This window comes from Paenibacillus yonginensis (assembly GCF_001685395.1).
Lineage (GTDB): Bacteria > Bacillota > Bacilli > Paenibacillales > Paenibacillaceae > Fontibacillus > Fontibacillus yonginensis.
In genome coordinates this window covers 2,493,109-2,519,652 of record NZ_CP014167.1, presented here as the reverse complement: position 1 = coordinate 2,519,652, position 26,544 = coordinate 2,493,109, and the positions used below count along the sequence as shown (strand labels likewise).

18 protein-coding genes and 2 pseudogenes are annotated in these 26,544 nt (G+C 55.0%); all 20 read left to right on the top strand.

All coding sequences use genetic code 11. The annotated features are described in order from the left end of the window. Positions 1-54: 54 nt before the first annotated feature. The 20 genes and pseudogenes from AWM70_RS11575 to AWM70_RS11485 all read left to right on the top strand — a co-directional run bounded on the left by AWM70_RS11575 (position 55) and on the right by AWM70_RS11485 (position 26,518). Positions 55-3,642 carry a PD-(D/E)XK nuclease family protein gene (locus AWM70_RS11575; RefSeq protein WP_068696541.1) on the top strand — a complete coding sequence of 1,196 codons (3,588 nt, stop codon included), beginning with the start codon at positions 55-57 and terminating at the stop codon, positions 3,640-3,642. Next, on the top strand, positions 3,630-8,006 hold the full coding sequence (addA, locus tag AWM70_RS11570; protein WP_068696539.1) for a helicase-exonuclease AddAB subunit AddA: 4,377 nt from the start codon (positions 3,630-3,632) through the stop codon (positions 8,004-8,006). Before AWM70_RS11575 ends, addA begins: the two co-directional genes overlap by 13 nt. Before the next feature lie 82 nt (positions 8,007-8,088). Next, a complete protein-coding gene (locus tag AWM70_RS11565) occupies positions 8,089-9,276 on the top strand; it encodes an exonuclease SbcCD subunit D (protein ID WP_068696537.1) in 1,188 nt (395 codons plus the stop codon). Then, positions 9,273-12,683, top strand: coding sequence for an SbcC/MukB-like Walker B domain-containing protein (locus AWM70_RS11560; protein WP_068696535.1), 3,411 nt, complete (start codon positions 9,273-9,275; stop codon positions 12,681-12,683). Before AWM70_RS11565 ends, AWM70_RS11560 begins: the two co-directional genes overlap by 4 nt. Positions 12,684-13,023: 340 nt before the next feature. Further along, complete coding sequence (locus tag AWM70_RS11555) at positions 13,024-13,389, top strand: histidine triad nucleotide-binding protein (RefSeq protein WP_068696533.1); 366 nt, start codon at positions 13,024-13,026, stop codon at positions 13,387-13,389. A gap of 261 nt (positions 13,390-13,650) precedes the next feature. After that, the gene (gene rpsU, locus AWM70_RS11550; RefSeq protein WP_005547957.1) at positions 13,651-13,824 is read left to right on the top strand and encodes a 30S ribosomal protein S21; all 174 of its coding nucleotides are present in this window, start codon (positions 13,651-13,653) and stop codon (positions 13,822-13,824) included. A gap of 15 nt (positions 13,825-13,839) precedes the next feature. Then, entirely contained in the window at positions 13,840-14,283 is a 444-nt protein-coding gene (locus AWM70_RS11545) for a GatB/YqeY domain-containing protein (RefSeq protein WP_068696531.1), read from the top strand. 267 nt (positions 14,284-14,550) lie between these two features. Then, positions 14,551-14,844, top strand: coding sequence for a sporulation protein YqfC (gene yqfC / locus AWM70_RS11540; RefSeq protein WP_068696529.1), 294 nt, complete (start codon positions 14,551-14,553; stop codon positions 14,842-14,844). Further along, on the top strand, positions 14,841-16,022 hold the full coding sequence (yqfD, locus tag AWM70_RS11535) for a sporulation protein YqfD (protein ID WP_068696528.1): 1,182 nt from the start codon (positions 14,841-14,843) through the stop codon (positions 16,020-16,022). Before yqfC ends, yqfD begins: the two co-directional genes overlap by 4 nt. A gap of 6 nt (positions 16,023-16,028) precedes the next feature. Then, positions 16,029-16,998: pseudogene (locus AWM70_RS11530) on the top strand (PhoH family protein). A 197-nt stretch (positions 16,999-17,195) separates the two neighbouring features. After that, positions 17,196-19,481: an HD family phosphohydrolase gene (locus AWM70_RS11525; protein WP_068696526.1), complete on the top strand. Its 2,286-nt coding sequence runs from the start codon at positions 17,196-17,198 to the stop codon at positions 19,479-19,481. Beyond that, complete coding sequence (ybeY, locus tag AWM70_RS11520) at positions 19,453-19,950, top strand: rRNA maturation RNase YbeY (RefSeq protein WP_068696524.1); 498 nt, start codon at positions 19,453-19,455, stop codon at positions 19,948-19,950. Before AWM70_RS11525 ends, ybeY begins: the two co-directional genes overlap by 29 nt. Beyond that, a pseudogene (locus AWM70_RS24295) lies at positions 19,950-20,325 on the top strand (diacylglycerol kinase family protein). Before ybeY ends, AWM70_RS24295 begins: the two are co-directional and overlap by 1 nt. Before the next feature lie 42 nt (positions 20,326-20,367). After that, a complete protein-coding gene (locus AWM70_RS11510) occupies positions 20,368-20,781 on the top strand; it encodes a cytidine deaminase (RefSeq protein WP_068696522.1) in 414 nt (137 codons plus the stop codon). Positions 20,782-20,808: 27 nt separating this feature from the next. Then, entirely contained in the window at positions 20,809-21,708 is a 900-nt protein-coding gene (gene era, locus AWM70_RS11505) for a GTPase Era (RefSeq protein ID WP_068696520.1), read from the top strand. A gap of 95 nt (positions 21,709-21,803) precedes the next feature. Beyond that, the gene (locus AWM70_RS22740; RefSeq protein ID WP_083180248.1) at positions 21,804-21,944 is read left to right on the top strand and encodes a YqzL family protein; all 141 of its coding nucleotides are present in this window, start codon (positions 21,804-21,806) and stop codon (positions 21,942-21,944) included. Positions 21,945-22,019: 75 nt separating this feature from the next. Beyond that, entirely contained in the window at positions 22,020-22,766 is a 747-nt protein-coding gene (recO, locus tag AWM70_RS11500; protein WP_068696518.1) for a DNA repair protein RecO, read from the top strand. A gap of 322 nt (positions 22,767-23,088) precedes the next feature. After that, positions 23,089-23,973 carry a glycine--tRNA ligase subunit alpha gene (gene glyQ / locus AWM70_RS11495; protein ID WP_068696516.1) on the top strand — a complete coding sequence of 295 codons (885 nt, stop codon included), beginning with the start codon at positions 23,089-23,091 and terminating at the stop codon, positions 23,971-23,973. Further along, the gene (glyS, locus tag AWM70_RS11490; protein ID WP_068696515.1) at positions 23,966-26,047 is read left to right on the top strand and encodes a glycine--tRNA ligase subunit beta; all 2,082 of its coding nucleotides are present in this window, start codon (positions 23,966-23,968) and stop codon (positions 26,045-26,047) included. The genes glyQ and glyS overlap by 8 nt, the downstream gene beginning before the upstream one ends. A gap of 24 nt (positions 26,048-26,071) precedes the next feature. Then, on the top strand, positions 26,072-26,518 hold the full coding sequence (locus tag AWM70_RS11485) for a YaiI/YqxD family protein (protein ID WP_068696512.1): 447 nt from the start codon (positions 26,072-26,074) through the stop codon (positions 26,516-26,518). Positions 26,519-26,544: the final 26 nt, after the last annotated feature.

Genomic DNA, 26,544 nt, shown 5'->3' with positions numbered 1-26,544 from the left:
TAAGGAAACGAACAGCTTTTTAGAGGAGCTTTTTAGATAAGGGAGGATGCCCAAGTGTCACTTCAATTGATTATCGGCCGGGCCGGCAGCGGCAAAAGCAGCTATATGCTGGAGCAAATCCGTGAACGGCTGCAAGAAGAGCCCATGGGACCGCCTATCCTCATTCTGGTGCCGGAGCAGGCGACCTTCCAGCTTGAGCGGGCTATCGCGTCTTTTCCGGGATTAAAGGGGACCGTCCGGGTTCAGGTTCTGGGCTTCAAACGCCTGGCATACCGAATTATGCAGGAGACGGGGGGATCGGCGCTGATCCCGATCAGTGATGAAGGGAAAAAGATGCTGCTCTACCGCATCATGCGCCGGCTTCAGGACGATCTGAAGCTGTATGGCAGCGCCGGCGGGCCGCTGGGGCTGATCGACAAGCTCAACAGTCTCTATACGGAAACTAAGAAATATGGGGCCGACGCTGCCTCCTTGCAGCAGCATTTCCGGCTTCTGGAGACCTCCGGCAGCGATTCGCCGCTGCTCAGGAACAAGCTGCATGATCTGCAGCTGCTGTTCGGAGAGTTCGAGAAAGAGCTTTCCGGCTTGTATATCGATGCGGAAGATCATGTCCGGAAGCTGGCTGAAGGCGCCGCGAGTTCGGCTTATCTGCAGGGCTCGGAAATTTGGGTGGACGGCTTTCAGGCATTTACGCCGATGGAATATGAAGCGTTAGGCAAATTGATGGAAGCGGCTGTGCGGGTGAATGTAGCGCTGACGTTAGACCGGCCCTATGACGCTTCGCGGCCGCCGAACGAGCTGAATATGTTCTATACTCCGGCGGTTACGTATATGAAGCTCCGGGCTATGGCTGAATCGGCAGGAATGGCAGTATGGCCCGACAAGATTATGGACAAGCGTCCATACCCGCGATTTAAGCACAGCGAAACGCTGGGATTGCTTGAAGCGATCTACGGGACAAGGAAGAAAGTCCGCGAGCAGGATGTACCTGACGATCTTGCGCAAAGCCTGCGGCTTAGAGCGGCTGCCGGCAAACGCTCCGAGGTCGAAGCGGCCGTCCGCGAAATGGTCCGATTGGCTCGGGAAGAGCAGGTGCGCTGGCGGGATATGGCTTTATACGTCCGCAATCTAGAGGATTATGCCGATTTGATCGAGCCGATCTTTGGTGATTACGAAGTTCCGGTGTTTATGGACCGCCGCAAAAGCATGGCCGCCCATCCGCTGATCGAGCTGTTACGGGGCGCACTGGACGTGGTTAAGCGTTTCTGGAAAGCGCAGGATGTTTTTCGCTGCGTGAAGACGGATTTCATGCTGCCTCTGGACGGCAGCTTGACGCGTGAAGACATGGACGTGCTGGAGAACTATGTGCTGGCATCAGGCATCGAAGGCGCGCGCTGGAGCAGTGAGAAAGCTTGGAGAGGGAAACCGAATCTCTCCCTTGAGCCGGGAGAAACGGGCGGGACCGAGCCAGCCGGGCATCAGGAGGGCAGCGGACAGGAGAATATGCAACCGGAGAAGCCGGTTTCTGCTGCGCAAAAAGCCCAGGAAGAGGAGATGGAACGAATCCAGCAGGCCAGAGATGCGGTGGTCGGTCCTCTCTCCTCGTTTGAGAAACGGCTGAAAAGAAGCAAAACGGCCAGGGAGATGTGTGAGGCTGTATTTGCGCTGCTGGAACAGGTGGCGGCGGCCGAGCGGCTTGACCTCCTAGCCGAAGAAGCGGCTGCTGCCGGAGAGCCGCAGCGGGCGATGGAGCACCGCTCCGTATGGGGAGCCGTCTTGGATCTGCTGGACCAAATCGTAGACATGATGGGAGAAGAACTTCTGGACATAGGCTTGTTTAGCGGAGTGCTGGATACCGGGCTGCGCAATCTCAAGCTTGGCCTTGTGCCGCCATCCCTGGATCAGGTGCTGGTCGGCAGTGCAGACCGGACCCGTTCGGTGCATGTCAAACATGTTTTTGTACTGGGCGTGAGCGAAGGCGTCATGCCGGCCCTTTATCAGGAGGAAGGCATTCTGACGGATCAGGAGCGGAGCAGATTGGCTGAAACGGGTTTGGTGCTGGAGCCGGGGACGGCAAGGAAGCTGCTGGATGAACGTTTTATGATCTACCAGATTTTAACCTCCGCAGAATCCTCTCTTTGGATTTCTTATCCGGCTGCGGATGAAGAGGGCAAAGCATTGCTGCCTTCCGAGGTCATCCGCGATCTCAAGAAGAAGTTTCTTTCCCTGGAGGAAAAATGGGTGGAAGCCGTGCCGGCGGCTGCATCGCCGGAGGACGTTCAGCTGACGTATGTCGCTCGCCCCGAACCGGCTTTGTCCGCCTTGGTCGGACAGCTGCGGCAATGGCGTGCCGGGGCCGAAATATCCCCGGTATGGTACGGAGCGATGGCCTGGTTTGGCCGCACCCGCGATTTTCATCATAAACTGGATTATTTGCTGCAGTCTCTGGACTACCGCAACGGCACGCGGACGCTTACGGAAGAGACGAGCCGCAGGCTGTACGGCACGCGGCTGCGTACAAGCGTATCGCGGATGGAGAGATTTGCGGCGTGTCCGTTCTCCCATTTTGCTTCGCATGGTTTGAAGCTGAAGGAACGGCAGCTGTACCGGCTGAAGGCTCCGGACATCGGGCAGCTGTTTCACGCCGCGCTGAGCGCGATGGCTCTTTCGTTCAAGGACAGCAACCGCAGCTGGGCCAGCCTCACGCCCGAAGAATGCGTGCGCGAGGCTGAAGCGGCCGTGGATAAGCTGGCGCCCCAATTGCAGGGGGAGATTCTGCTCAGCTCCAAACGTTATGGCTTTATTACCCGCAAGCTGAAAAATATCGTCGGCCGGGCTTCCTTGATCCTCGGCGAACAGGCCAAACGCGGCAGCTTCGAGCCGGTAGGGCTTGAGCTGGACTTCGGTCCCGGCAAAGAGCTTCCTCCGCTGACCTTTGAGCTGGAGAACGGCTGCGTCATGGAAATTGTCGGACGTGTGGACCGGGTCGATATGGCGGAAAGCGAGCAGGGGATTCTGCTGCGGGTCATCGACTATAAATCCAGCCAGACCGACCTGAAACTGCACGAAGTTTATTATGGGCTGGCCTTGCAGATGCTGACCTACCTGGACGTCGTGCTGTCCTCGAGCGAGGAGTGGCTGGGCAGTCCGGCCAAACCGGCCGGAACGCTTTATTTTCACGTCCACAATCCGCTGCTGCAAAGCAGCAACGGCATGTCGCCTGAACAGGCCCGCCAGGAAATGCTCAAGCGGTTTAAGCTGAGAGGTCTGGTGACGGCGGACCGCGATATTGCTTTGATGATGGATAACAAGCTGGAGAAAGGCCATTCGGACATCCTGCCCGTTGCCGTCAAGGCGGACGGCGGTTTCTACAGCAGCGCCGCGGTTGCGACGCCCGAGCAGTGGAAGGTTCTGTTGTCATCCGTTCGGCGGACGATTCGCGGCATCGGCACCCGGATTACCGAAGGGGACGTATCCATTGAACCTTACCGTTTGGGACAGGAGACGGCCTGTACGTTCTGCTCCTTCAAGTCGGTCTGCCAAATCGAACCTTCGGATGAAAGCCGTTATAAATTGTTGGCCAAGCCGGGTAAAGACCGGATTTGGAGCACGTTAGAGGAGGAATCGCCATGGAACCCGTAATTCCGAAGCCGGCGGGCAGTTATTGGAGCGACGATCAATGGAACGCGATTGCGCTGTCCGGCGGGAACATTCTGGTCGCAGCGGCTGCGGGGTCCGGCAAAACCGCCGTGCTGGTAGAACGGATTATCCGCAAGATCACGAACCCGGATCAGCCGGTCGATATTGAACGGCTGATGGTGGCCACCTTCACCAAAGCGGCGGCGACAGAGATGCGCCATCGCATCCGCGAAGCGCTGGAGGGCTTGCTGGAGCAAGGCGAGCCTAACGAACAGCTGGAGCGGCAGCTGGCGATGCTGGGCCGGGCTTCGATCACGACGCTGCATTCCTTCTGTATGGAAGTGATCCAGCGGTATTACACGATGATTCCGCTTGACCCGGGGTTCCGTATTGCCTCAGAGCATGAGGCACAGCTGCTCAGACAGGAGACGCTGGAGGAATTGTTCGAGGAAAAATACGGCGCCGAAGACGGCCAGGCTTTCTTCAGCCTGGTGGAATGGTTCAGCGGCGAACGGAGCGACGAGGGCGCATTCCGGCTTGTCCAGCGGCTGTATGATTTCTCCCGCAGCCATCCTTGGCCGGATTTCTGGCTTCGCAGCATGGCCGCTTCCTTTGCGGACGCGACGGTTGAAGCTTTGGAGAGCAGCATCTGGATTCAGAGCATTACCCAGGATACGCTGCTGTCGCTGGAAGGGATCCTCAACCTGCTGTCCCAGGGCAAGGCGCTTGCTTTATCTCCGGGAGGCCCGGCACCTTATGCGGTTTCCCTCGAAGAAGATTTAAACGTAGTGCTTGAACTGAAGGAAGCAGTGCTAAGCGGCTCCTGGAAAGACCTGCATCCGGTGTTTCAGGCTGCAAACTTTGGGAAGCTGAAGCCGGTGAAGAAGGATCAGACCGATCCGGCCGTTCAGGAACGGGTAAAAGCGCTGCGCGAGGAAGCAAAGAAGTCGCTGAACGAACTCCGTCAGCAGCTGTTCGGAAGACCGGCGGAGGATTTTGTGAACGAGCTTCATGCCGCGGCTCCGCTGATGTCCGGGCTTGCCGAGCTTGTTATTGAATTCGGAGAATGCTACGCGGAAGCGAAGAAGGAACGCGGGTGGCTAGATTTTTCCGACCTGGAGCATTACTGCCTGCGCATTTTGCTGCATTCGGACGCAACGCCGCTCCGTATTTTGCCTTCCGATGCCGCTTTGGAGTATCAGGCCCAATATGAAGAGGTTCTTCTGGACGAATACCAGGATACAAACACGGTCCAGGAGACGATCGTCCAGCTGATTTCCCGGCCCGATAAGGGCAACCGGTTTATGGTCGGCGACGTCAAGCAGAGCATTTATCGCTTCCGGCTGGCCGAGCCGGGGCTGTTCCTTGAGAAATATAGGGAATATGGGGACGACTTCTCGGGAAGCGGCCTCAGAATCGATTTGGCCCGGAATTTCAGAAGCCGCCGCGAGGTGGTCGGTGCCGTAAATATGCTGTTCCGGCAAATCATGAACCGGACGGTTGCGGAAATCGACTATGACGAACGGGCCGAGCTGATCTACGGCGAGCTGTTCCCTGCAGCCGAGAAAGGCCTGCCGCAATATGCGCCGGAGCTGATGCTGATTGACCGCAGCGGCAGCGATGCTGGACTGGAGGCCGATCAGACCGCCGGAGCGGATCAAGCGGAAGGAGAAGCCGACAAGGATTTGGAAATGGACGAAGCCGCCGATGTCGAAGCGGTCCGGCTGGAAGCCCGGGCAATAGCGGCTCGCATCCGCGGCCTGCTCGGCGAAGGCGGTGCTCCGCTGATGGTTTACGATAAAAACCTGAAAGGCTCACGTCCCGCAATGCTTGGGGATATCGTGATTTTGCTTCGCTCGACCTCGGGCTGGGCGCCGATCCTGATTCAGGAGCTGCAAATGGAAGGCATTCCGGCGGCCGGGGAAGTGAATCAGGGGTATTTTCAGGCGTCGGAGGTTGAAATCGCCTTGTCGCTGCTGCAGATCATTGACAATCCCCGCCAGGATATTCCGCTGGCTTCTGTCCTTCGTTCCCCGATTGTCGGATTGGACGAAGAGGAATTATCCCGCATCCGGCTTGCCCGATCAAGCTCCGGGTTCTACGAAGCCTTGCTGGCCTGGATGGAAGAAGCGGAGCAGACCGAGCAGGAGCCAAGCGAACTTTACCTAAGGTTGAGACGTTTCCTGGAATTGCTGGAAGGCTGGCGGAGGATGGCCCGGGAAGGCGAGCTCAGCCGCCTGATTTGGACGGTGTACCGGCAGACCTCATATCTCGACTGGGTTGGAGGTCTGGCTGGCGGCCCGCAAAGGCAAGCCAACCTGGAGGCGTTGTACAGCAGGGCCAAACAGTTCGAGCAAACGTCCGGGACCCCCGGATTGTACAGCTTCCTCAAATTTATCGACAAGCTGAAGGAAACGGGCGGCGATTTGGGCGCTCCTTCCATCGGCGGGGCTGATCAGGACACGGTCCGTATCATGACCATTCATAAAAGCAAAGGTCTGGAATTCCCTGTTGTGTTTGTGGCCGGTCTGTCCAAAATGTTCAACCGGCAGGATTTGAACGCTCCTTTCCTGATGCACAAGGAGCTTGGTTTCGGTCCGAAATACGTGGACCCCGATACCCGGGTAAGTTATCCCACGCTGCCGAACCTGGCGATTCGCAGACGGAGCCAGATGGAGCTGATTGCCGAAGAAATGCGAATTCTGTACGTCGCTTTGACCCGGCCGAAGGACAAGCTGATCCTTGTATCGGCGGTGAAGGATCTGGAGAAATCGGCAGCGAACTGGAGCCAGTCGCTCAGCAGGGCTGAGGAACTTCTCCCGGACTATTTGCTCGCCCGCGGGCGCAGCTATCTGGACTGGATTGGTCCGGCTTTGATCCGGCACCCGTCTGCCGGGGCGCTGCGTGAATTGGCAGGATTAAGCGCTGAAGGGCATCATTTGCTGCCCTACCGGGAAGACAGCCCGGACTGGCAGTTTATGTTTGTCCCTTCCCGGGACATGGCTTATGCAGCGGCGGCAGGACGCGAATCCGCTTTGGTTCCTGCATCGCGAGGCAAGGAGGCCTTGCGCGAGCTGCTGGCGGCAGCCGGTTTGGCGGGAGATTCTGAATCTGCAGGCATTCCTGATTGGGAAGGAACTCCTGGTTCTGAAGGATTCCGTCATCTCGAAGAAACGAACGAGAACCGTCCAACTGGCGGAGCTGAACCGACAGCGGTTCGCTCCGCGTTGTCTGGCGAGATAGCCCGCAGGCTAGAGTGGTCATATCCCTATGAATGGAGCAGCCGCGTCGCTGCCAAAACGACGGTGACCGAGCTGAAATCCAGACTTGTGTCGGAGGAGTCGCCGGCTGCGGATGGTCTTGAGCTGCAGGCAGAACGCACCGGGGAGGTTCAGAGGACCTTGCCAGGCACGTCTCCTTCTGTAGGCCAAGCCATCAGTCAGGAGGACGGCGACGGAGGGTCCAAGCTGCGCCTAAGACGTCCAAAATTCATGGAGCAGCGGAGAATGTCCGGAACGGAGCGGGGCACGGCTTATCATACGGTGATGCAGCATTTGCCGCTGCAGGCGACAGGAAGAGATGCGCTGGAGCTGGTGGAAGAGACCTTCCGCAGGCTGGAGACCAGCCAGATTCTGCTGCCGGAGCAGCTTCGCGAGCTGGAGCCGGACAAAATCGCCGGATTCCTGAACAGTGAGCTGGGAAACAAGGTGCTCCACGCCGAATGGGTGAAAAAAGAACTGCCGTTCACCTATGCGATGCCGGCTGATGAGGCTTACCCGCATTTTACACCTGCTTTATCCGGAACCCGGAAGGATGCCGAAACGAACCTAAGCCTGCCGGAAAGCGGAAACCAGGACAACAGGGAAGGGCAAGGAGGGAAAGCCCAAGATTTTGTAGCGGTACGAGCTGAACAAGCAAGAGAACGAGTTGAACGAGTAAAAGAATCCGAACAAACAAGAGAAGTAATAGAAGCGAAGCAAGCTGAACAAGTCGGACAACCAGGACAACCAGGACAACCAGGACAACCAGGGAGACAACTGCTTGGCCCTCCGGATTTAGGAACAGCTACAGAAGGCGCCGCTCCGGCCGGGGAGCAGTCTGCCAAGCTGGCTCTTCAGGGCGAAGCGGTTCTTGTACAAGGGATTATCGATTGTTTGTTCAAAGTAAATGGCCAATTGATCATGCTGGATTACAAAAGCGATTATGTCCCTGACTATGCCCGGGAACAACAGCTTGAAAAGCTGAAGGAGCGCTACCGGATTCAATTGGAGCTGTACGCCAGAGCGGTTGAACAGATCACCGGGGAACAGGTGGCGGAGAAATGGTTGTATTTCTTTGATTCGGGAGATGCGGTGCGGATCGGTTGAGACTGGTTTGCCTTGAGTCCGGGATCAGAGCGGATCAGGCAGAGGAATCACAGGGGAATAGCATGAATTAGGGGGAAACAGAATGCGCATTTTGCATACGGGAGACTGGCATTTGGGCCGGACGCTTGAAGGCCGGAGCCGGCTTGCGGAACAGGAGCAGTTCCTGGACGAGCTGGTCCAGATCGTCAGGGAGGAGCAGGTGGATTTGATTCTGATGGCCGGGGACGTCTATGACAGCGTCAACCCGCCGGCAGCAGCGGAGCAGCTGTTCTATGAAGCGGCAGCCCGGCTCAGCGAAGACGGTCGCCATCTTGCGGTTATTGCGGGCAACCATGACCAGCCCGAGCGGGTCTCTTCGGTTTCGCCGCTTGTTTCCAGCCGCGGAATCAGTCTGACCGGTCTGCCAACGAACCAGGCGGTACGGCTTCGTGCAGGCCGAACAGGTGAGGAAGCAGTCATTGCGGCCCTGCCCTATCCTTCGGAGGCGAGGCTGCAGGAGCTGCTCGCCGGTGACGGGGATGAGCAGGAGCTGCGCCTTGCCTACAGCGCACGGGTCGGCCAGCTGATGAAGCAGCTGGCGTCCTCTTTTCGTTCGGACACGATTAACCTGGCGATGAGTCATCTGTATGTGCTTGGAGGGCTGGAATGCGACAGCGAACGTCCGATCCAGGTCGGGGGCGCTTATACCGTGGACCCGTCCGCTTTTCAGATTGGAGCTCAATATACAGCGCTCGGTCATCTACATCGTCCGCAGATGGTCAAGGGAGAGGGGCTGATCCGCTATAGCGGGTCTCCGCTGGCTTACAGCTTTTCGGAGGCGGGGCAAGCCAAATCGGTGATGCTGCTCGACCTTAAGCCCGGAGAGCTGGCTCAGCCGCAGGAGATCTTCCTTCACAGCGGCAGACCGCTCGTGAAGTGGTCATGCCGGGGCGGACTGGAGGAGGTTCACCGCTGGATTGAGGAAGGACGTGATGCAGGCGCCTTTATCGATCTGGAGATTTCGCTTACGGAAGCGATGTCGATGGGCGATATCGGGATGCTCCGCAAAAGCAGGGAAGGGCTTGTCCATATCCGCCCTGTTTATCCGGGGAGTCCCTCGATTGAAGAATCGATGGCGGAGCGTTCGCAGATGCCGGTCGATGAGCTGTTCCGCAAATTCTATCAGCGGCAAAGCGGGGGAGCCGAGCCGGGAGAAGAGCTGGTCCGCTTGTTTATGAGTCTGCTGGCTGAAGATGAGGCGGTTGCCGCCGGAGAGGAGGATGCGGAATGAAGCCGATTTTACTAAAACTGTCGGGGCTGCAAAGCTACCGGGAGAGTCAGGAAATTGATTTTACGGTGCTGTGTGAAACCGGTTTGTTTGGCATCTTCGGACCGACAGGCAGCGGCAAATCGACGCTGCTGGATGCCATGACCCTGGCGCTTTACGGCAAGGTTGAGCGGGCGGTGAACGGCACGCAAGGCATCATGAATCATTCCGAGAACAGCTTGTTCGTCGCTTATACGTTTGAGCTGACAGGCCCGAAAGGCAGCAGTCGATACCGGGTGGAACGGCGCTTCAAACGGACCGGGGAGCAGTCGGTAAGCTGCACCATCAGCCGTTTTATTGAGCTCAGGCCAGAAGGCGAGACAGTGCTCGCGGACAAGCTGGCCGAGGTGAACCGCTGTGTGGAAGAGAAAATCGGCTTGAAGATGGACGATTTCACCCGGGCGGTCGTGCTGCCTCAAGGGAAGTTCTCGGAGTTTCTTGCCTTGAAGGGTAGCGAACGGCGGCAGATGCTGCAGCGTTTGTTCCATCTGGAGAAATACGGAGACCTGCTTGCAGTCAAGCTGAGCCGGCGAGTGAAAGAAACGGAAAGCCGGCTTAAAGAGCTGACCGCAGAGCAGCAAGGGCTTGGCCTAGCATCCGAGGAGGCGGTCAAAACAGCTGCTGAAAGGCTGGCTTTGGCAGAGGGGCAGGCTCATGCGGCCCGCACCCGGCTTACGGAAGCCCGGCAGCAGGCGGAGGAAGCGGCCAAAGTCCGCGAGCTGATTCAGGAGAAGCAGCGGCTGCTGGCAGAGGAAGCGCGTCTCATCGCCAATAATCCGGCCATTGAAGAGGCCGAGCATAAGCTGCGCCATGCCGAAGCGGCCGAGCAGCTGCTGCCTGTGCTGACAGCCTGGAAGGAAGCGGCCGAGACGGCCAAGACGCGAAGAGCTGCGGCTGAAGCGGCCGCCTCCACCGCGGCTGAAGCCGAGGAGAAGGCAGGCGAAGCCGAGAGGATGTCGGCTGCTGCGGATGAAGTTCTGGGGCAGGAGGAGCCGCCGCTGCTCCGCCGGCTGGAGCAGCTGGAGCAGGCCCGCCAGCTGCAGGCTGAAGCCGAGCAGCTTAAAGCTGAGCAAGCCGGGCAGATAGCCCGGCAGCAGGAGATTGAGCAGAAGCGGAAGCTGGCTGCCGAGGAGGCGGCGAAGGAAGAAACGCTGCTGAACAAGGCTGTTCAGCGGCGCAAAGAGCTGGAGCAGCAGCTCAAAGAGCTTGAAGTGAAATCGGCCGAACGCCGGCTGCTGCAGGAGGGGATTCAGCGTAAGGAAGCTTTGGCCGCTGCGGAGCAGCAGCTGGAGCAGGCCCGCCTGGAAGCCGGGCAGCTGCGCCGCAAGCAGGAGGAAGCGCTCCGCCAGCTGCAGGAGCTGACGGCAGAGGCGGAGCGCAGCGAAGCTGAGCGGCAGGACACCCTTGCCGAAGCCGCCCGGCTTGCCGCTGAGCTGCAGGATCAGGAGCAGAGGCTGCAGAGCCTTGGCGAGGAGCTGGAGCGGCGTGCAACACAGCTCCAGCAGCAGCTGAAGGAACAGGAGCTGCACGTCTGGTCCGTCCGGCTGGCCCAGGAGCTGCAGGACGGCGGAGCTTGTCCGGTGTGCGGCTCGCTGGAGCATCCGTCGCCGGCTGTGCACGGCGACGAGAGCACGGCGGCGCTGGAGGCGGAGCTCCAGGCCGTGGCCGCTCTGCTCCCGGAATGCCGGGAGCTGCGCTTCGGGGCCGCGCGCGACCTGGAATCGGTGCGCGCCGCCCTGGAAAGCCTGGATGCCGCCGCAGACCCGGCGGTATCCGGCGAAGCGGCGGCTGCTGCGCAGACCGCCGCCGCCCTGCCGGGCGCTCCGCTGGACGCGGAGAGCGCCCGCAGCCGGCTCGCCGCGCTGCGCACCGCGCGCGGCGCCAGCGGCACCCGGCTCTCTGCGCTGCAGAGCCGGGTCCGCGGACAGCGCAGCGCTGGCGCCGAACTGCGCCAGCGCTGCGCCTTGGCGGCTGCCGAAGAGCAGGCAGCCGCGGCCCAGGCGGAGCAGCAGCAGGCACGCTGCTCCGCGCTTGAGGCTGACGTGCAGCGCCGTGCAGCCGAATGGGCTGCAGCTCATCCCGGTATGACCCCGGATGAGCTGCAGCGCAGCTATGAGGCCATGCAGGCCAAAGACCTGCAGGCCGAGGATGTGCGCCGCCGCTTCGAAGTCAGCGGGCCGTACATTGACGACAAGACGAGCAGGCTGCGCGCCTTGTCGGAGCAGCTGGCGGCCTTGGATAAAGAGCTGGTTGAATGCTCAACCCGGCTCGAGGGCGGCCTCCAGCTTATCGAAGAGAAGAACAAACGGCTGGCTGCGCTGACGGGCGGGGAACCTGCCGAAGCGCTGCTGGCTGCAGCCGAGTCAAGGCTGGCTCAGCTGCGAACCGCGGCCCGGCAGGCCCGGGAGCAGCTGGCGGCGGCTCAGCAGCTTCGGAACGAATCGGTCCAGGCGGACGTGCTGGCCCGTCAGGCAGCGGCAGCCGCTGCCGAACAGGCGGCCGAGCAGGAACGCCGCTGGGTACAAGCCTTGGCAGATTCGCCTTTTGCAACCGGGCAGGAAGCTGCAGAGGCGGCGATACGCCGGGAAGAAGCCGAAGAACTTGCGCTGCTGGCTGAGCAGCACCGCAAGCAGCAGCAGGAGCTTGCGGTAACGCTGCGAGATTTGGAGCTTCGTTTGAACGGCAGAAGCCTTTCGGAAGAAACGTGGAACGAAATCCAGCTGGCCTTCCAGGAGTGCCAGAGGCAGGATGAGCTGGCTCTTCAGGAGAAAGCAAAAGCCCAGCGTGATCTGGAGGATGTGGAGAAACGCCATATCCGCTGGCAGGAGCTCGAGCAGCAGCGCAGCACGCTGGAGCATGAAAGCGGGCTCCTCGGCAAACTTCAAAGCACGCTGAGAGGCAATGCGTTCGTGGAATATGTGGCCGAGGAGCAGCTGGTTCATGTCAGCCAGGCCGCATCGCAGCGGCTGCGGTTTCTGACCAAACAGCGATATTCCCTGGAGACCGATTCCGGCGGCGGATTTGTTATCCGCGACGATGCCAACGGCGGGGTGAAACGGCCGGTGTCCACCTTGTCTGGTGGCGAAACCTTCTTGACCTCGCTGGCTTTGGCCCTGGCTTTATCCGCCCAAATCCAGCTGCGCGGCCAATATCCGCTCCAGTTCTTTTTCCTGGACGAAGGGTTCGGCACTCTGGATCCGGAACTGCTGGATACGGTGATTACGTCGCTTGAGCATCTGCACCATGATCATCTTTCCGTCGGCGTCATCAGCCACGTGTCGGAGCTGCGCGAGCGGCTGCCCCGCAAGCTGATCGTGCAGCCGGCGGAGAATGGGGGAGAAGGCTCCCGCATCCGGCTGGAGAAGCTTTAGCTTGATTTCACCAAGCCTTTTGTCCGACTCCTCCTTGGTTTTACGAACCTGGCGGGGGATTACAAGCGTGATCCAAATCACAGATACAGTTCAGAGGCGCTGTTATAATACAGCTAAGCCGACATTACTCAAGAAGCCACCTGGACGGACGTATGGGCTAGAGCCCAAGGAATAACAGCTCCTGCCAATACGTCCGTCCGGCGCACTCCTTTCAGGGGGAGTGCCGGGTGCTTCTTTTTTTTGCCCGTTTTATTAGGTATGATAGATAAGGAGAGGCTGCCGGAGACAGATTACGGAGCCCAAAAATATCAGTACATAAAATATCAGGAGGCCATGTCACATGGAGAACTGCTTGTTTTGCAAAATCGTAAACGGAGTTATTCCTTCCAGTAAAATTTATGAAGACGACGAATTTCTGGTCTTTCATGACATTCAGCCGGCCGCGCCGGTCCATGCGGTGATGATTCCGAAGAAACATATTGCTTCCATGAACGAGGCGCAGGGCGATGATTTCGTTTTGATTGGCAAGCTGCATCAGGTCGCCCAGACAACAGCCGAACAGCTGGGCATTGCGGAGACAGGCTACAGACTGATCAACAACTGCGGGCCGGATGGGGGACAGACCGTGTTCCATCTGCATTTCCATTTGCTTGGCGGGGCCAAGCTGGGCGCGCTTACAGGAATTTCCGCTTCGCACGCCGAGTAGGTTAAGTAATTCAGATTCATTCTCAGACTTTCCCTGTCTGGACCGAAAGAGTTAAGTAAAAGGCAAAAAAAAGAATTGTAGAGTTTTGTGGATTTTTGTAGAGTTTTGCAGACCTCTGGAGCATGTCGAACCTGGATGCCTGGGTTTGAGAGGAAGGGATTATTTTCTGAGTAGTTGACCTGGGTTCTCTCTTCACCTATAATGAAGAATGATGAACCGTGTTATGCTCTTGGACGGTCTGGTCGGAGGGAGGGAAAACTGGTGTCTGAAACGAAAGTTCGCAAAAATGAGACAATCGATGCTGCACTTCGTCGCTTTAAGCGCTCCATTGCTAAGGACGGCGTCCTGGCTGAGGTGAAGAAACGCAAGCATTATGAAAAGCCAAGCGTGAAACGCAAGAAAAAGTCTGAGGCTGCTCGTAAGAGAAAGTTCTAGGAGGATTTGAACTTCATGAATCTGAGCGAACGATTAAACGAAGATATGAAGCAAGCGATGAGGAATCAGGAAAAGTTCAAACTCACCACGATTCGTATGGTTCGTGCTACGATCAAGAATCTTGAAATAGATCTGAAGAGAACTCTGAACGATGATGAAGTGCTTGATATCCTAAGTCGTGAAATCAAACAGCGCAAAGATGCCCTCCAGGATTTTATTAAAGCAGGCCGCGAAGATCTTGCAGATAATGTAAATGCCGAGATTGATATTATTGCCCGGTACCTCCCCGAGCAGCTTACCGAAGAAGAAATTAAAGTAATTGTACAGCAGACCATCCAGGAAACCGGTGCTTCTTCGAAAGCAGATATGGGGAAAGTCATGAGTGCGCTGATGCCCAAAGTCAAAGGACGGGCGGATGGCAAGCTTGTAAACCAGGCAGTTCAGCAACTGCTGCAATAAAAGAATAGCAAGACGCCCTTCCTCTGGAAGGGCGTTTTTTGCTGTCTTTATTTCTCTGAATATCTTTATTTCTACAGCTTATCTACGATTTTTCCCTTTCATTGTCCATTGTTGCCTCTTTTTCTCCCTTTGATTGTTAAACCGATTGTTTCTGCCCGGCGGCTCGCAGTTAGATTTTAACGAGATCGGAGCTGATTACAGCTGTTTCTCATAAATCCGGAACCTCGCGCATAATTTTGTAGCATAGGGGAAGGAGGATTGCCTCGTATGAGCCGCATTGCCCGCAAATTTCGCAAATGGACCGTTGATGCGATGGGTCTCCCAGGGGATCTCGTCTTTGAGCTGCCCAGGATTACGCTTGTAGGCGGGAAACAGCTGCTCATTGAGAACCACAGGGGTGTTCTGCATTTTTCGGAAGAGCGGCTCAGTTTGGCGCTCAGTGAAGGCGGCCTCGAAGTAACGGGAAAAGATCTGGTCATCAAGACCATTATGCCCCAGGAAGTCATGGTTGAAGGGGATATCGCAGAAATCAAGTATCGTGGAACGGGGGAGAAGCCGTGAAGGAATCGGCCTTTAGCTTTCTCCGCGGATGGGTCAGCCTGGAAATCCGCGGCGGAGATTTGGAACAGTTGATTAATCAATGCGGGGAAGAGGGGATAGGGGTTTGGGAGGTCAAACCCCTGCCTGGGAGGCGCATGGAGCTGAGCATTATGCTTGGCGATTTCTTCAGGCTGCGTCCGCTCCTGAAGCAGACAAGCTGCCGGATGCATGTGAAGCAGCGGAAGGGTCTTCCGTTCCTTACGCTTCGGGTTCTGCGCCGTAAATGGTTTGCCGCCGGCATTGTTCTGTTTGTGCTGGCGATCTTTTTTATGTCCTCCATGGTATGGGATGTGGAAGTCAAAGGAAACGTTAAAATCCCGGCTGAGGATATCAAGCAGGCTGCCAAAGAGGAAGGGTTATTCCCTTTTCAGTGGAAATTCAAGCTTCCCGAGCAGGACAAGCTCTCCAAAACCTTAACCCGCAAGCTGGAGGGCACATCCTGGGTAGGCGTTACAATCCACGGGACGAAAGCAACAATTGAGGTGGCGGAAGCCACTCAGCCGAAAGAACAGAGCTTAAACAGTCCCCGCAATCTGGTCAGCAAATCGGACGCCGTTGTCACTTATATTTATGCGGAAAGAGGTTATCCGCAGGTAGCCAAAAATGACCGGGTCAAAAAAGGTGCCGTGCTGATTTCCGGCTATCAGGCCGGGCAGGCGGTCGTCTCCAAAGGCGAGGTTCGCGGACTGGTGTGGCATGAATATAACATTGAAACCCCGCTGCTGAAGAAAGAAAGCGTGCTGAGCGGAGCCCGGAAAACCAAAGGTTATCTGTATTTCGGAAATACGGCGATACAACTGACGGGCTACGGGAAAAATCATTTTGCAGAGAGCGTCACCTACACCGAAAACGACCCGATCACCTGGCGCAAGTGGAAACTTCCGATCGGCTGGATGAGTGAACACGTGATGGAAAAAGCGGATATTGAGATTGAACAGACGCCGGAGCAGGCGAAAGCCAGCGGACTTGCCCAGGCCAAACGGGATATTTTAGCGAAAAACGGCTCCGATGCGGTCGTGAAGGCGGAAAAAATTTTGCATGAGAAGACCGAGAATGGTAAAGTTTATATGAAAGTGTTATTTGAGGTAGAGCAGAATATCGCGGAAGAGGTTCCTATAGTCCAAGATCAAGGAGAATGAGTATATTTGACAGAACAACAGACTGTGATCAGAATCCCGCTTAAAAATGCTTCAGAAGGACTTTCTTTATTTGGTCCCCAGGATATATTCCTGAAACTGGTGGAAGAGAAAATTGACGTGCAGGTGGTTTCGCGTGAATCGGAAATTTCGGTCCGCGGCGGAGACCGGGATACGATGGTTGCCCAGCAGCTGTTTGAGGTGCTGCTTGAGCTGATCCGGGGCGGATACGTGCTGACGGAACGGGATGTTTCATACGCCATTGATCTAGCGCTCGATTTGCGGGCGGACCAGCTGCTTAATTTATATAAAGGTGAAATCGCCGTGACTTACCGCGGCAAACCGATTCGGGTCAAAACCATTGGCCAAAACCATTACGTAACGGTTATCAAGAAACGGGATATCGTGTTTGGGATCGGTCCCGCAGGTACCGGTAAAACCTATCTGGCGGTCGTTCTGGCCATAGCGGCTTTAAAGGAGGGTTCGGTCAAAAAAAATCGTCCTGACCCGTCCTGCGGTGGAAGCGGGCGAAAGCCTCGGCTTCCTGCCTGGCGACCTCCAGGAGAAGGTAGACCCTTATCTGCGGCCTTTGTACGATGCCCTTTATGATGTGATGGGACCGGATCAGGTGGCGAAAGCGCTGGAGCGCGGTCTGATCGAAATTGCCCCGCTTGCTTATATGCGGGGGAGAACCCTTGATGATTCTTTTATTATTTTGGACGAGGCCCAGAACACTACGCCGGAGCAGATGAAAATGTTCTTGACGCGGCTTGGTTTCGGCTCCAAAATGGTCATAACCGGCGATATGACGCAGATCGATTTGCCCAGAGGCAAAAAGTCCGGGTTGATTGAAGCCAGTACGATTTTGAGCCGGATTGAGGAAATTGGGTTCGTTCATTTTAATGAATCGGACGTTGTGCGTCATTCCCTGGTACAGAAGATTATCGTGGCCTATGATGCGGCTACCGACAACAATTAAGCATTCAATCTAGAGCAACGCTCCGGCTGCTGCCGGACAAGACAGTCTGTCTACGTATCTAGCGAGATAGAACCCCTTCGAAGCCGGTAAGGCTTCAGGGGACCCTGGGGGAGCCAAGATGAGAAGACTAAATCAGCTGCAGTATTCCGTATTCTTACCGGGGGCAAATTTCACAAAGATAGAGAGGGCTGTTTCCAATGACCTCAAATCAAAACAATAGTCGTCAAACGATACAATCCAAAATGGTTGGCTGGAGGCATAGCGTGGGAATGCGCTATGCTCTGTTCGCTTTGCTGATCATTATGCTTTATGTCAGCCTCGCGCCCAAATTATTGCCGGAGAGATACAATATCGCGGTAAATACGCCGAGCGACAAGGAGATTTTGGCTCCGACGCAGATTCAGAATACAAAAGCAACCTTGAAGGCGCAAGAGGAAGCAGCGGAAGCGGAGAAGCCGGTTTACACCAAGATTTCCCTGCGGAACGAAGCGATTATCACCGAAATGCTGGATCAGATTGCCCGGATTAATCAGGATGATCAGGTTTCGCGCGAGGATAAAATTTCGATTTACCGGCAGGATTTGCCGCAGATTTTCCAAAACCATATTCAGAATTATATTATGTCGAGCCGCAATTCCGGCAATTATTCCTCCACGTTTCTGGATGAGGTAAGAACGAGAATCAACGAGCAGATGTATCATATTTCTGAAGAAACCTATGTCAAGCTGCCTCAGCTTACCCCAGAGGACATCGCGGAAATGAAACCTGTTGCTTCAGATATTGTGGGAAGGCTGATGTACGATCCGGCAACAGAAGCTCAAACGACCCGGGCCAAGGTAGCTGAACAGGTTAGCTCAAGCTCGCTCAGCAAACGGATTTCGCGGGAGATTGTGCAGGAGCTTGCCCGTTATGTCATAACGGCCAATAAGTTTTACGATGAAGATGCCACCAAAGATGCTAAAGTTAAGGCCAGGGAAAATACGGCGCCTGTCTACATCAAGCAGGGGGATGTGCTTGTCTCCAAAGGACAAATCATTACCCAGGAAATGTACACGCTTCTAAAAGACAACGGACTGCTTAAAAATGAGGTGAATTACTGGCCTCAGGTCGGAGTAGCTTTGTTATCGGTTCTGCTTGCTGTGGGTTTATATATGTCTATCCGGCAGCCGGAAGCCAGTGTACGCTTCAAATACAACAACTCCCAGCTTGCGATGCTGCTGTTAATCTTCCTGATTACGCTGCTTTCCATGCATCTGCTGGAGCTGCTGCATAATGAACGGAGACCTTATTTGGGGTATTTGGCACCGGTTGCGGTCGGGGCGATGCTGATCACCCTCTTGCTCGATGTGTCATTGGCTTATATCGCTTCCGTTATTTTTGCCGTTGCGGCCAGCATTGTGCTGAACATTCATCAAGGTCAAATTTTTGATTTTTATTACGGCATGTTTGCGCTGGTGACTTCGTTTGTTTCGATCTTCTCGATTCATAGGGCCAGCCAGCGAGCATCCATCCTGAAGGCGGGTGTGATGGTTTCGTTCTTTGGAGCCCTTCTGGTCGCCGCTCTTATTATGATTAATTCAACCGGCTGGGATCAGACAAACACGCTGTATGCGCTCGGTTTTGCTTTTGCCAGCGGTCTGCTTGCTACAATCATGGTCTTCGGCTTGATGCCTTTCTTTGAAGTAACCTTTGGGATTTTGTCCGCGCTGAAGCTGGTGGAGCTGACCAATCCAAACCATCCGCTGCTGCGCAAGCTGCTCACCGAGACCCCGGGGACTTATCACCACAGCGTCATGGTCGGGAATTTGTCGGAGGCTGCAGCGGAAGCGATTGGGGCCAACGGGTTGTTATGCCGGGTTGGTTCGTATTACCATGACATCGGGAAGACGAAGAGACCGGGGTATTTTATCGAGAATCAGAACGGCATGGAGAACCCGCACGACTTTATTGATCCTAAACTCAGCAAATCGATCATCATCGCCCATGCCCGGGACGGGGCCGAGATGCAGAAAGAATACAAACTCCCGAAGCCGATTCGCGATATTGCGGAGCAGCATCACGGGACTACGTTTCTGCATTTCTTCTACCATAAAGCTTTAAAGCAGGCAGAGGAACAGGGCGTCGAACCGGATTTCACCGAAGATGATTTCAGATATCCGGGGCCGAATGCCCAGACGAAGGAAGCAGCCATCGTGGGCATCGCCGACAGCGTGGAGGCAGCGGTGCGTTCGCTGCATAAACCAACGGTGAACCAGGTGGAGACAATGATCGAGAAGATCATCAAAAGCCGGCTGGATGACCACCAGTTCAAAGAATGCGATTTGACGATGCGTGAGCTTGACGTCGTCGGACAGACGCTTAAGGAAACGGTAATGGGGATCTTCCACTCCCGGATTGAATACCCGGACGATGTGAAAACTACGAAGAATAATGATGGGAAAGAGCGTGAGAAAGATGGCCATTCACCTGGCGTGGAGCAATGAACAAGAGCAATTTGACATCACCGAGGAGCTGATTGCGCTGCTGGATGTCCTTTTGCAAAAAGCGGCTGCGGCGGAAGGAATTGAAGATGGCGAAGTCGCGCTTACCTTTGTCGACAATAAGCAGATTCATGAACTGAACCGCGATTACCGCGGCATCGACCGCCCGACGGATGTGCTGTCTTTTGCCATGAATGAAAGCCTGGATGAAGAACCCGAAATCATCTATGAGATTGGGGAAGACGAGCAGGCGGAGCTGTTTCCTGATATGCTGGGGGATATTATCATTTCCCTGGAGCGGGCTAAAGAGCAAAGCGAAGATTACGGTCACTCGTTTGAACGAGAGGTTGGTTTTCTGTTTGTCCATGGCTTTTTGCACCTGCTTGGCTATGATCATCAGGATGAAGCGAGCGAAGCAGAGATGATGGGCAAGCAGGAAGCTGTTCTGGCCGAAGCGGGTTTGGTACGCTAATGAAGCCGCGTCCAAGGTGGAAGTTCACTTTCCGTTATGCCGCTGCCGGCATCTGGTATGCCCTGCGTACCCAGCGGAATATGAAGGTACACCTGGCCATGGCCATTCTGGTAACGGCCGGAGCTATTTTTTTTTCATCTGCCGCCAACAAGCTGGGTGCTGCTTCTGCTGACCATTTCATCGGTAATCGCGCTGGAACTGGTTAACACGGCTCTGGAAACAGTAGTTGATCTGGTGACGGAGGAATGGCATCCTCTGGCCAAAATTGCGAAAGATACAGCCGCAGGTGCGGTGCTGATCGCCGCTTTTTTTTCAGTATTGATCGGTATCGTGCTTTTTTACTCTCCGGTTTGCGCTTACTTTGGCTGGGGCTGAAGAATCGGAAGTTTGAACTTAAGAAGCGAGGTTAAAATAAAGATGGATAACAAAGAGCTGCTTCAAGAAGCGATGAAAGCCTATAAGAACGCTTATGTGCCTTATTCCCATTTTTCAGTCGGAGCCGCTCTGCTGGATGAAAACGGCAAGGTCCATCACGGCTGCAACGTGGAAAATGCGGCGTTCAGCCCAACCAATTGCGCCGAGCGTACCGCTCTGTTTCGCGCCATTGCCGACGGCTGCCGTCCAGGCAGCTTTAAAGCAATTGCGGTCGTGGGGGACACGGACGAGCCAATCGTTCCCTGCGGCGTATGCCGGCAGGTCCTGGCCGAGCTTGGAGGTCTTGATATGCCGGTGATTTTGGGCAACCTGAAAGGGGACGTCATGGAGACGACGATGCGGGAGCTGCTGCCGCATGCGTTTGTGCCTTCCCATTTGAAGGAAACCAAGTCCTAAGAATTGTTTGTACACAAAGGAGAAGTTATGGCAAAATCCTCATTTAAATCCGGTTTTGTTACGATTGTTGGCCGCCCGAATGTCGGCAAATCCACGCTGATGAACCATATTATAGGGCAAAAGATCGCCATTATGTCGGACAAGCCTCAAACGACACGCAATAAAATCCACGGTGTATATACGTCCAATGACATGCAGATTATTTTTCTGGATACGCCGGGGATTCATAAACGCCAATCGAAGCTTGGCGATTACATGAACACCACCGCACTGAACACGTTCGGTGAAGTGGAAGCGGTTCTGTTTCTGGCCGATGCTTCGGAAGGTTTTGGCGGCGGCGACCGCTATATTATCGAGCGGTTGAAGGAAATTAAAACGCCGGTCATTCTGGTGCTGAACAAAATCGACAAAATTACGCCGGAAGAGCTGCTGCCGATGATTGAATCGTACAGCAAGCTGTACCCGTTTGCGGAGATCGTGCCGATTTCGGCGATGATGGGCAATAATGTGAACACACTGCTGGATCAGATCGCCAAATATTTGCCTGAAGGCCCGCAATATTATCCGGAGGACCAGGTTACAGACCATCCGGAGCAGTTTGTCTGCGCCGAGCTGATCCGCGAGAAGATCCTTCATTTGACCCGTGAAGAAGTTCCGCATTCCATCGCGGTTACGATTGAGGATATGCGCGTTCAGGAGAATGGGGTCGTGAACATTTCCGCCGTTATTTTTGTGGAGCGGGATTCGCAGAAAGGCATCATTATCGGCAAGCAGGGTTCGCTGCTGAAGGAAATCGGCAAGCTGGCCCGTCAGGATATCGAACATCTGCTCGGATCGAAGATTTTTCTCGAATTGTGGGTTAAAGTCAAGAAAGACTGGAGAAACCAGGAGAGGATCCTGCGGGATCTGGGCTTTAACCGGGATTAAGGATTTCCCAGTTATTAGGGTGAATAGTTAAGCTGGCTCGGTACATCCTATTCTTACAAAGCAAGGCGTCATGTCCGAAGAAAGGGTGAATACGAGTGCGAGACTTTTCGTGGAAGTATTTTACGATGACTGGTGATGTAGATGCTTATATGCTTTATAAGGAGGTCGGAGCTCCCCAGGAGAATGAACAGCAGGAGGAGCCCGAAGAGCTGGTTCTGGAGCAGGAGGAGGCATAATTGCCCCTCTTGTTTTGAGTTTTGGGGATCTTTTGGAGAGAGGTTTTGCGGAGGTCCGGACGCGGGGGGAAACTTATGTTATACAGAGTGGAAGGCATTGTTATCCGCAGTATGGATTATGGGGAAGGCAACAAAATAATTACGCTGCTGACCGAGCATGACGGCAAAGTAGGCGTGATGGTCCGCGGAGCGAAAAAGCCGAAAAGCCGGCACGCCGCCATGACGATGCCTTTTACATATGGGCAGTACATCTTTTTCAGAAATAAAGGACTTGGCACGCTGAATGGCGGGGAAATCATCGAATCGCATCATAAGCTGCGGGAGGATTTGACGCTGGCCGCTTACGGTTCTTATGCCTGCGAGCTGCTGGACCGGGTGCTTCAGGAGGAAGAAACGGGCTCTTTCTGGTTTGGCCAGCTGAAGGCCTGTCTGGATGCGCTGCAGGAAGGCAAGGACCCGGAGGTGCTGATTCACCTCTATGAAATGAAGATTCTGCAAGCGGCCGGTTACGGGCCGGAGATGGACGTTTGTGTCGTTTCGGGCACGGACCAGGAGCTGGAGTTCTTCAGTCCGAGGCTGGGCGGTGTGCTCAGCCGGCGAAGCCGGCATTTGGATCCTGCGGCTATGGCTGTATCGCCTTCCGTGCTGAAGCTGCTCCGTTTGTTCGCGAAGCTGGATATGCGCAGATTGGGCAATGTTGCCGTAAAGGATACGACCAAAGCCGAATTAAAAACCGCCATGCGAGCGCTGATGGACATGCAGCTTGGCATGCAGCTGAAATCGCGCAATTTCCTGGATCAGCTGGATAAATACCAGATTTGACTTAACGTGTGAAATCAGATATTATAAATCATATTTCTCATATTTGAGATTGCTGTGTTGAAAGGGAAGAGGATAAAGCAGTAGCCGATATTAGCGAGCCGGGGATGGTGCAAGCCCGGATTGGCGGTTTTGTCCGTTGGCGGTCCCCGGAGCGGCAAATGGAACGTGAAAAGTGGATTCGGCGATCGCCGGATCAAGTAGGGTGGAACCGCGGGAATCAAGCTCTCGTCCCTACGTCTGATATACAGGCGTAGAGGCGGGAGCTTTTTGTGTCTGTATATAAATTAAGCAACCATCACAAATTCTGGTAAGGAGTGTTTGTATGAATTTTCAACAAATGATTTTGACGCTGCAAAAGTTCTGGGCCGAACAGAACTGTATTCTTGTCCAGCCGTATGATACGGAGAAAGGGGCGGGTACGATGAATCCGATGACCTTCCTCCGCTCGCTGGGTCCTGAGCCTTGGAAAGTCGCTTACGTCGAACCTTCCCGGCGCCCTTCGGACGGGCGATACGGGGAGAATCCGAACCGGCTTTATCAGCATCACCAGTTCCAGGTGATCATCAAACCTTCGCCGGACAATATTCAGGAGCTTTACCTGGACAGCTTGAAAGCTTTAGGCGTCGATCCGCTTAAACACGATATCCGTTTCGTGGAAGACAACTGGGAGAACCCTTCGCTCGGCTGCGCCGGCCTGGGCTGGGAAGTATGGCTCGACGGGATGGAAATCACGCAGTTTACTTACTTCCAGCAGGTGGGCGGCATCGAAACCAACCCGGTAGCTGTAGAAATTACTTATGGGATGGAGCGTCTTGCTTCTTACATCCAAGAGAAAGAAAATGTGTTTGACCTCGAGTGGGTGGACGGCATCTCATACGGAGACGTATTCCATCATCCGGAGGTCGAGCATTCCAAATATACGTTTGAAGTCTCCGACGTCAAAATGCTGTTTACTTTGTTCAACATGTACGAGCAGGAAGCAAATCGTGCGATGAGCGAGCACCTTGTGTTCCCCGCTTACGATTACGTGCTGAAGTGCTCCCACACCTTTAACCTGCTGGATGCGCGCGGCGCGATTAGCGTAACTGAAAGAACGGGTTATATTACCCGCGTCCGCAATCTGGCCCGACAGGTTGCCGCGACATTCTTGGAAGAACGAGAGAAGCTGGGATTCCCGCTGCTTAAAGGAGGAGTAGACCATGTCTAAGGACCTGCTGTTTGAAATCGGACTTGAGGAGACACCAGCCCGCTTTATCCGGGCGGCGATGGGGCAGTTGAAGGATCGGACCGTGAAATGGCTGGACGCTTCGGGCATTCAGTACGCAGCGGTGGAGGCTTATGCCACGCCGCGCCGATTGACCGTTTTAGTTAAAGAGGTCGCCGAGAAGCAGGAGGACGTGGAAGAAGAAGTGAAGGGTCCTTCCCGCAAGATTGCTTTGGATGAGAACGGCAACTGGAGCAAAGCGGCACTTGGTTTTGCCCGCAGCCAGGGAGTTGAACCTGAACAATTTACGTTCCGCGAGCTTGGTGGAGTCGAATATATCTACGTTACGAAAAATACCAAAGGCGTCTACACAGCCGATATATTGCCGGAAGGGCTGCTCGGGATTCTGACTTCGATGACTTTCCCGAAAAACATGCGCTGGGCCAGCTATGATTTCAAATTTGTCCGTCCAATCAAATGGATTGTAGCCTTGTTTGGCCAGGACGTTGTGCCGGTGTCTATTGCCGGCGTTGAATCCGGCAATGTGACCCGCGGTCACCGCTTCCTTGGCGGCGAAGCTGTCATTACGGAGCCGGGCACTTACCTGGATGTGCTTCGCAAGCAGCATGTCATTGCAGACACGGAAGAACGCCAGAAGCTGATTGTTGATCAGATCGAGAAGCTGGCTGCTGAAAAAGGCTGGAACATCGCAGTCAAAGAAGATCTGCTGGAAGAGGTGCTGTTCCTTGTAGAGACGCCTACGGTGCTGGTCGGAACCTTTGAGGAATCGTTCCTGAACATCCCGCAGGAGGTGCTGATTACGTCGATGCGCGAGCATCAGCGTTATTTCCCAGTACTGGATGACAAAGGTTCGCTGCTTCCGTTCTTCGTTACAGTGCGTAACGGCAACGCCGAATCGCTGGACGTCATCTCCAAAGGGAATGAGAAGGTGCTCCGGGCCCGTTTGTCCGACGCCAAATTCTTTTACGAGGAAGACCAGAAGCTGGCAATCAAAGATGCGCTCTCCAAGCTGGAGACCATCGTGTTCCACGAAGAGCTGGGAACGATTGGCGATAAAGTGCGCCGCATCCGCCGGATCGCCGACAGCCTGGCTGCCAAGCTGAACGTGGACAGCAGCGTGCGCGAAACAGCAAGCCGCGGCGCTGAAATCTGCAAATTCGACCTGGTTACGCAAATGGTTTATGAATTCCCTGAACTGCAGGGGGTTATGGGTCAGGATTACGCCCGCAAGGCTGGCGAGCCGCAAGCAGTGGCAGACGTGGTGTTTGAGCATTATCAGCCTCGTTTTGCCGGAGACAACGTGCCTGCTTCGCTGGCGGGAGCTATCGTCAGCATCGCCGACAAAATCGATACGATGGTTGGCTGCTTCTCGATCGGCATTATTCCAACGGGTTCTCAGGACCCGTACGGTTTAAGACGCCAGGCTCAAGGCATTGTGCAGATTGTGCTTGAGCACCAATTGGAAATTAAGCTGAGCGACATTTTTGCTTTGGGTATCGCAGCCCATGAAGAGCTGCGCGGACTGAAACGCCCGGCTTCGCAAATCACGGAGGACATGAATGAATTTTTTGGTCTGCGCGTGAAGAAGTTATTGTCGGATGATCTTCGTTACGACATTGTCGACGCGGTAATTGCTGCCGGTTATGACGATGTGGTTTCGGTTGTGAAACGGGGCCATGCGCTCGCCGCTGCTGTGAACGGACAGGAGGACTTCAAGACAACGGTAGAGTCCTTTAACCGGGTCAGCAACCTGGCAGCCAAAGCCGTCTCGGCGGAAAAAGTCAGATCGGAACTGCTGGCCGAGGCATCCGAACAGAAGCTTTACGAAGCGTGGCAGGCCGTGTCGGGCAGCTACCAGCAGGCGCTTGAGCATAAAGAAGCCGAGCAGGCGCTGAGCACTCTGAGCGGATTAAAGGCGCCGATCACGGCTTTCTTTGACAGCGTTATGGTTATGGCCGACGATGAGCAGATCCGGAATAACCGGCTTGCGCTGCTCGCAGCCATTGACGGCGATTTGAAGGCTTTTGCCGATTTCAGCAAGCTCGTCTGGGCTTAAACTTGAATTACAGGGGGCCGAAACATGAGGATCGTGGTTGACGGAGATTCTTGTCCGGTGAAACAGGAAATTGCGGAAACAGCCCGGGCTTTTTCGGTCCCTGTTCTTATGGTCGCCTCCTTTGATCATCTCATTCAGGAGAGTGAAGGAGTCGAAGTAGCCCGGGTAGACAGGAGCTCTCAAAGCGCCGATATGTTCATCGCTAACCATATTGCTTCCGGCGATATTGTCATAACACAGGATTATGGACTCGCAGCACTGGCTATTGCCAAGTGCTGCGATGTTCTGTCTCCAAGGGGCGAAGCTTATGATGCCGGAAACATCGACTATCTGCTGGAGCGGCGTCATGTTCAAGCCAAAGCGCGCAGAGCTGGCCGGCACAGCAAGGGGCCGCGACCGTTTACCGCAGAGGACCGGGCGTATTTTCAGCAAAAGTTGACAAAACTTTTAGAGGACCGGCAGGAGATCTGATGTTCTTAGCGAATTAGTATACTGTG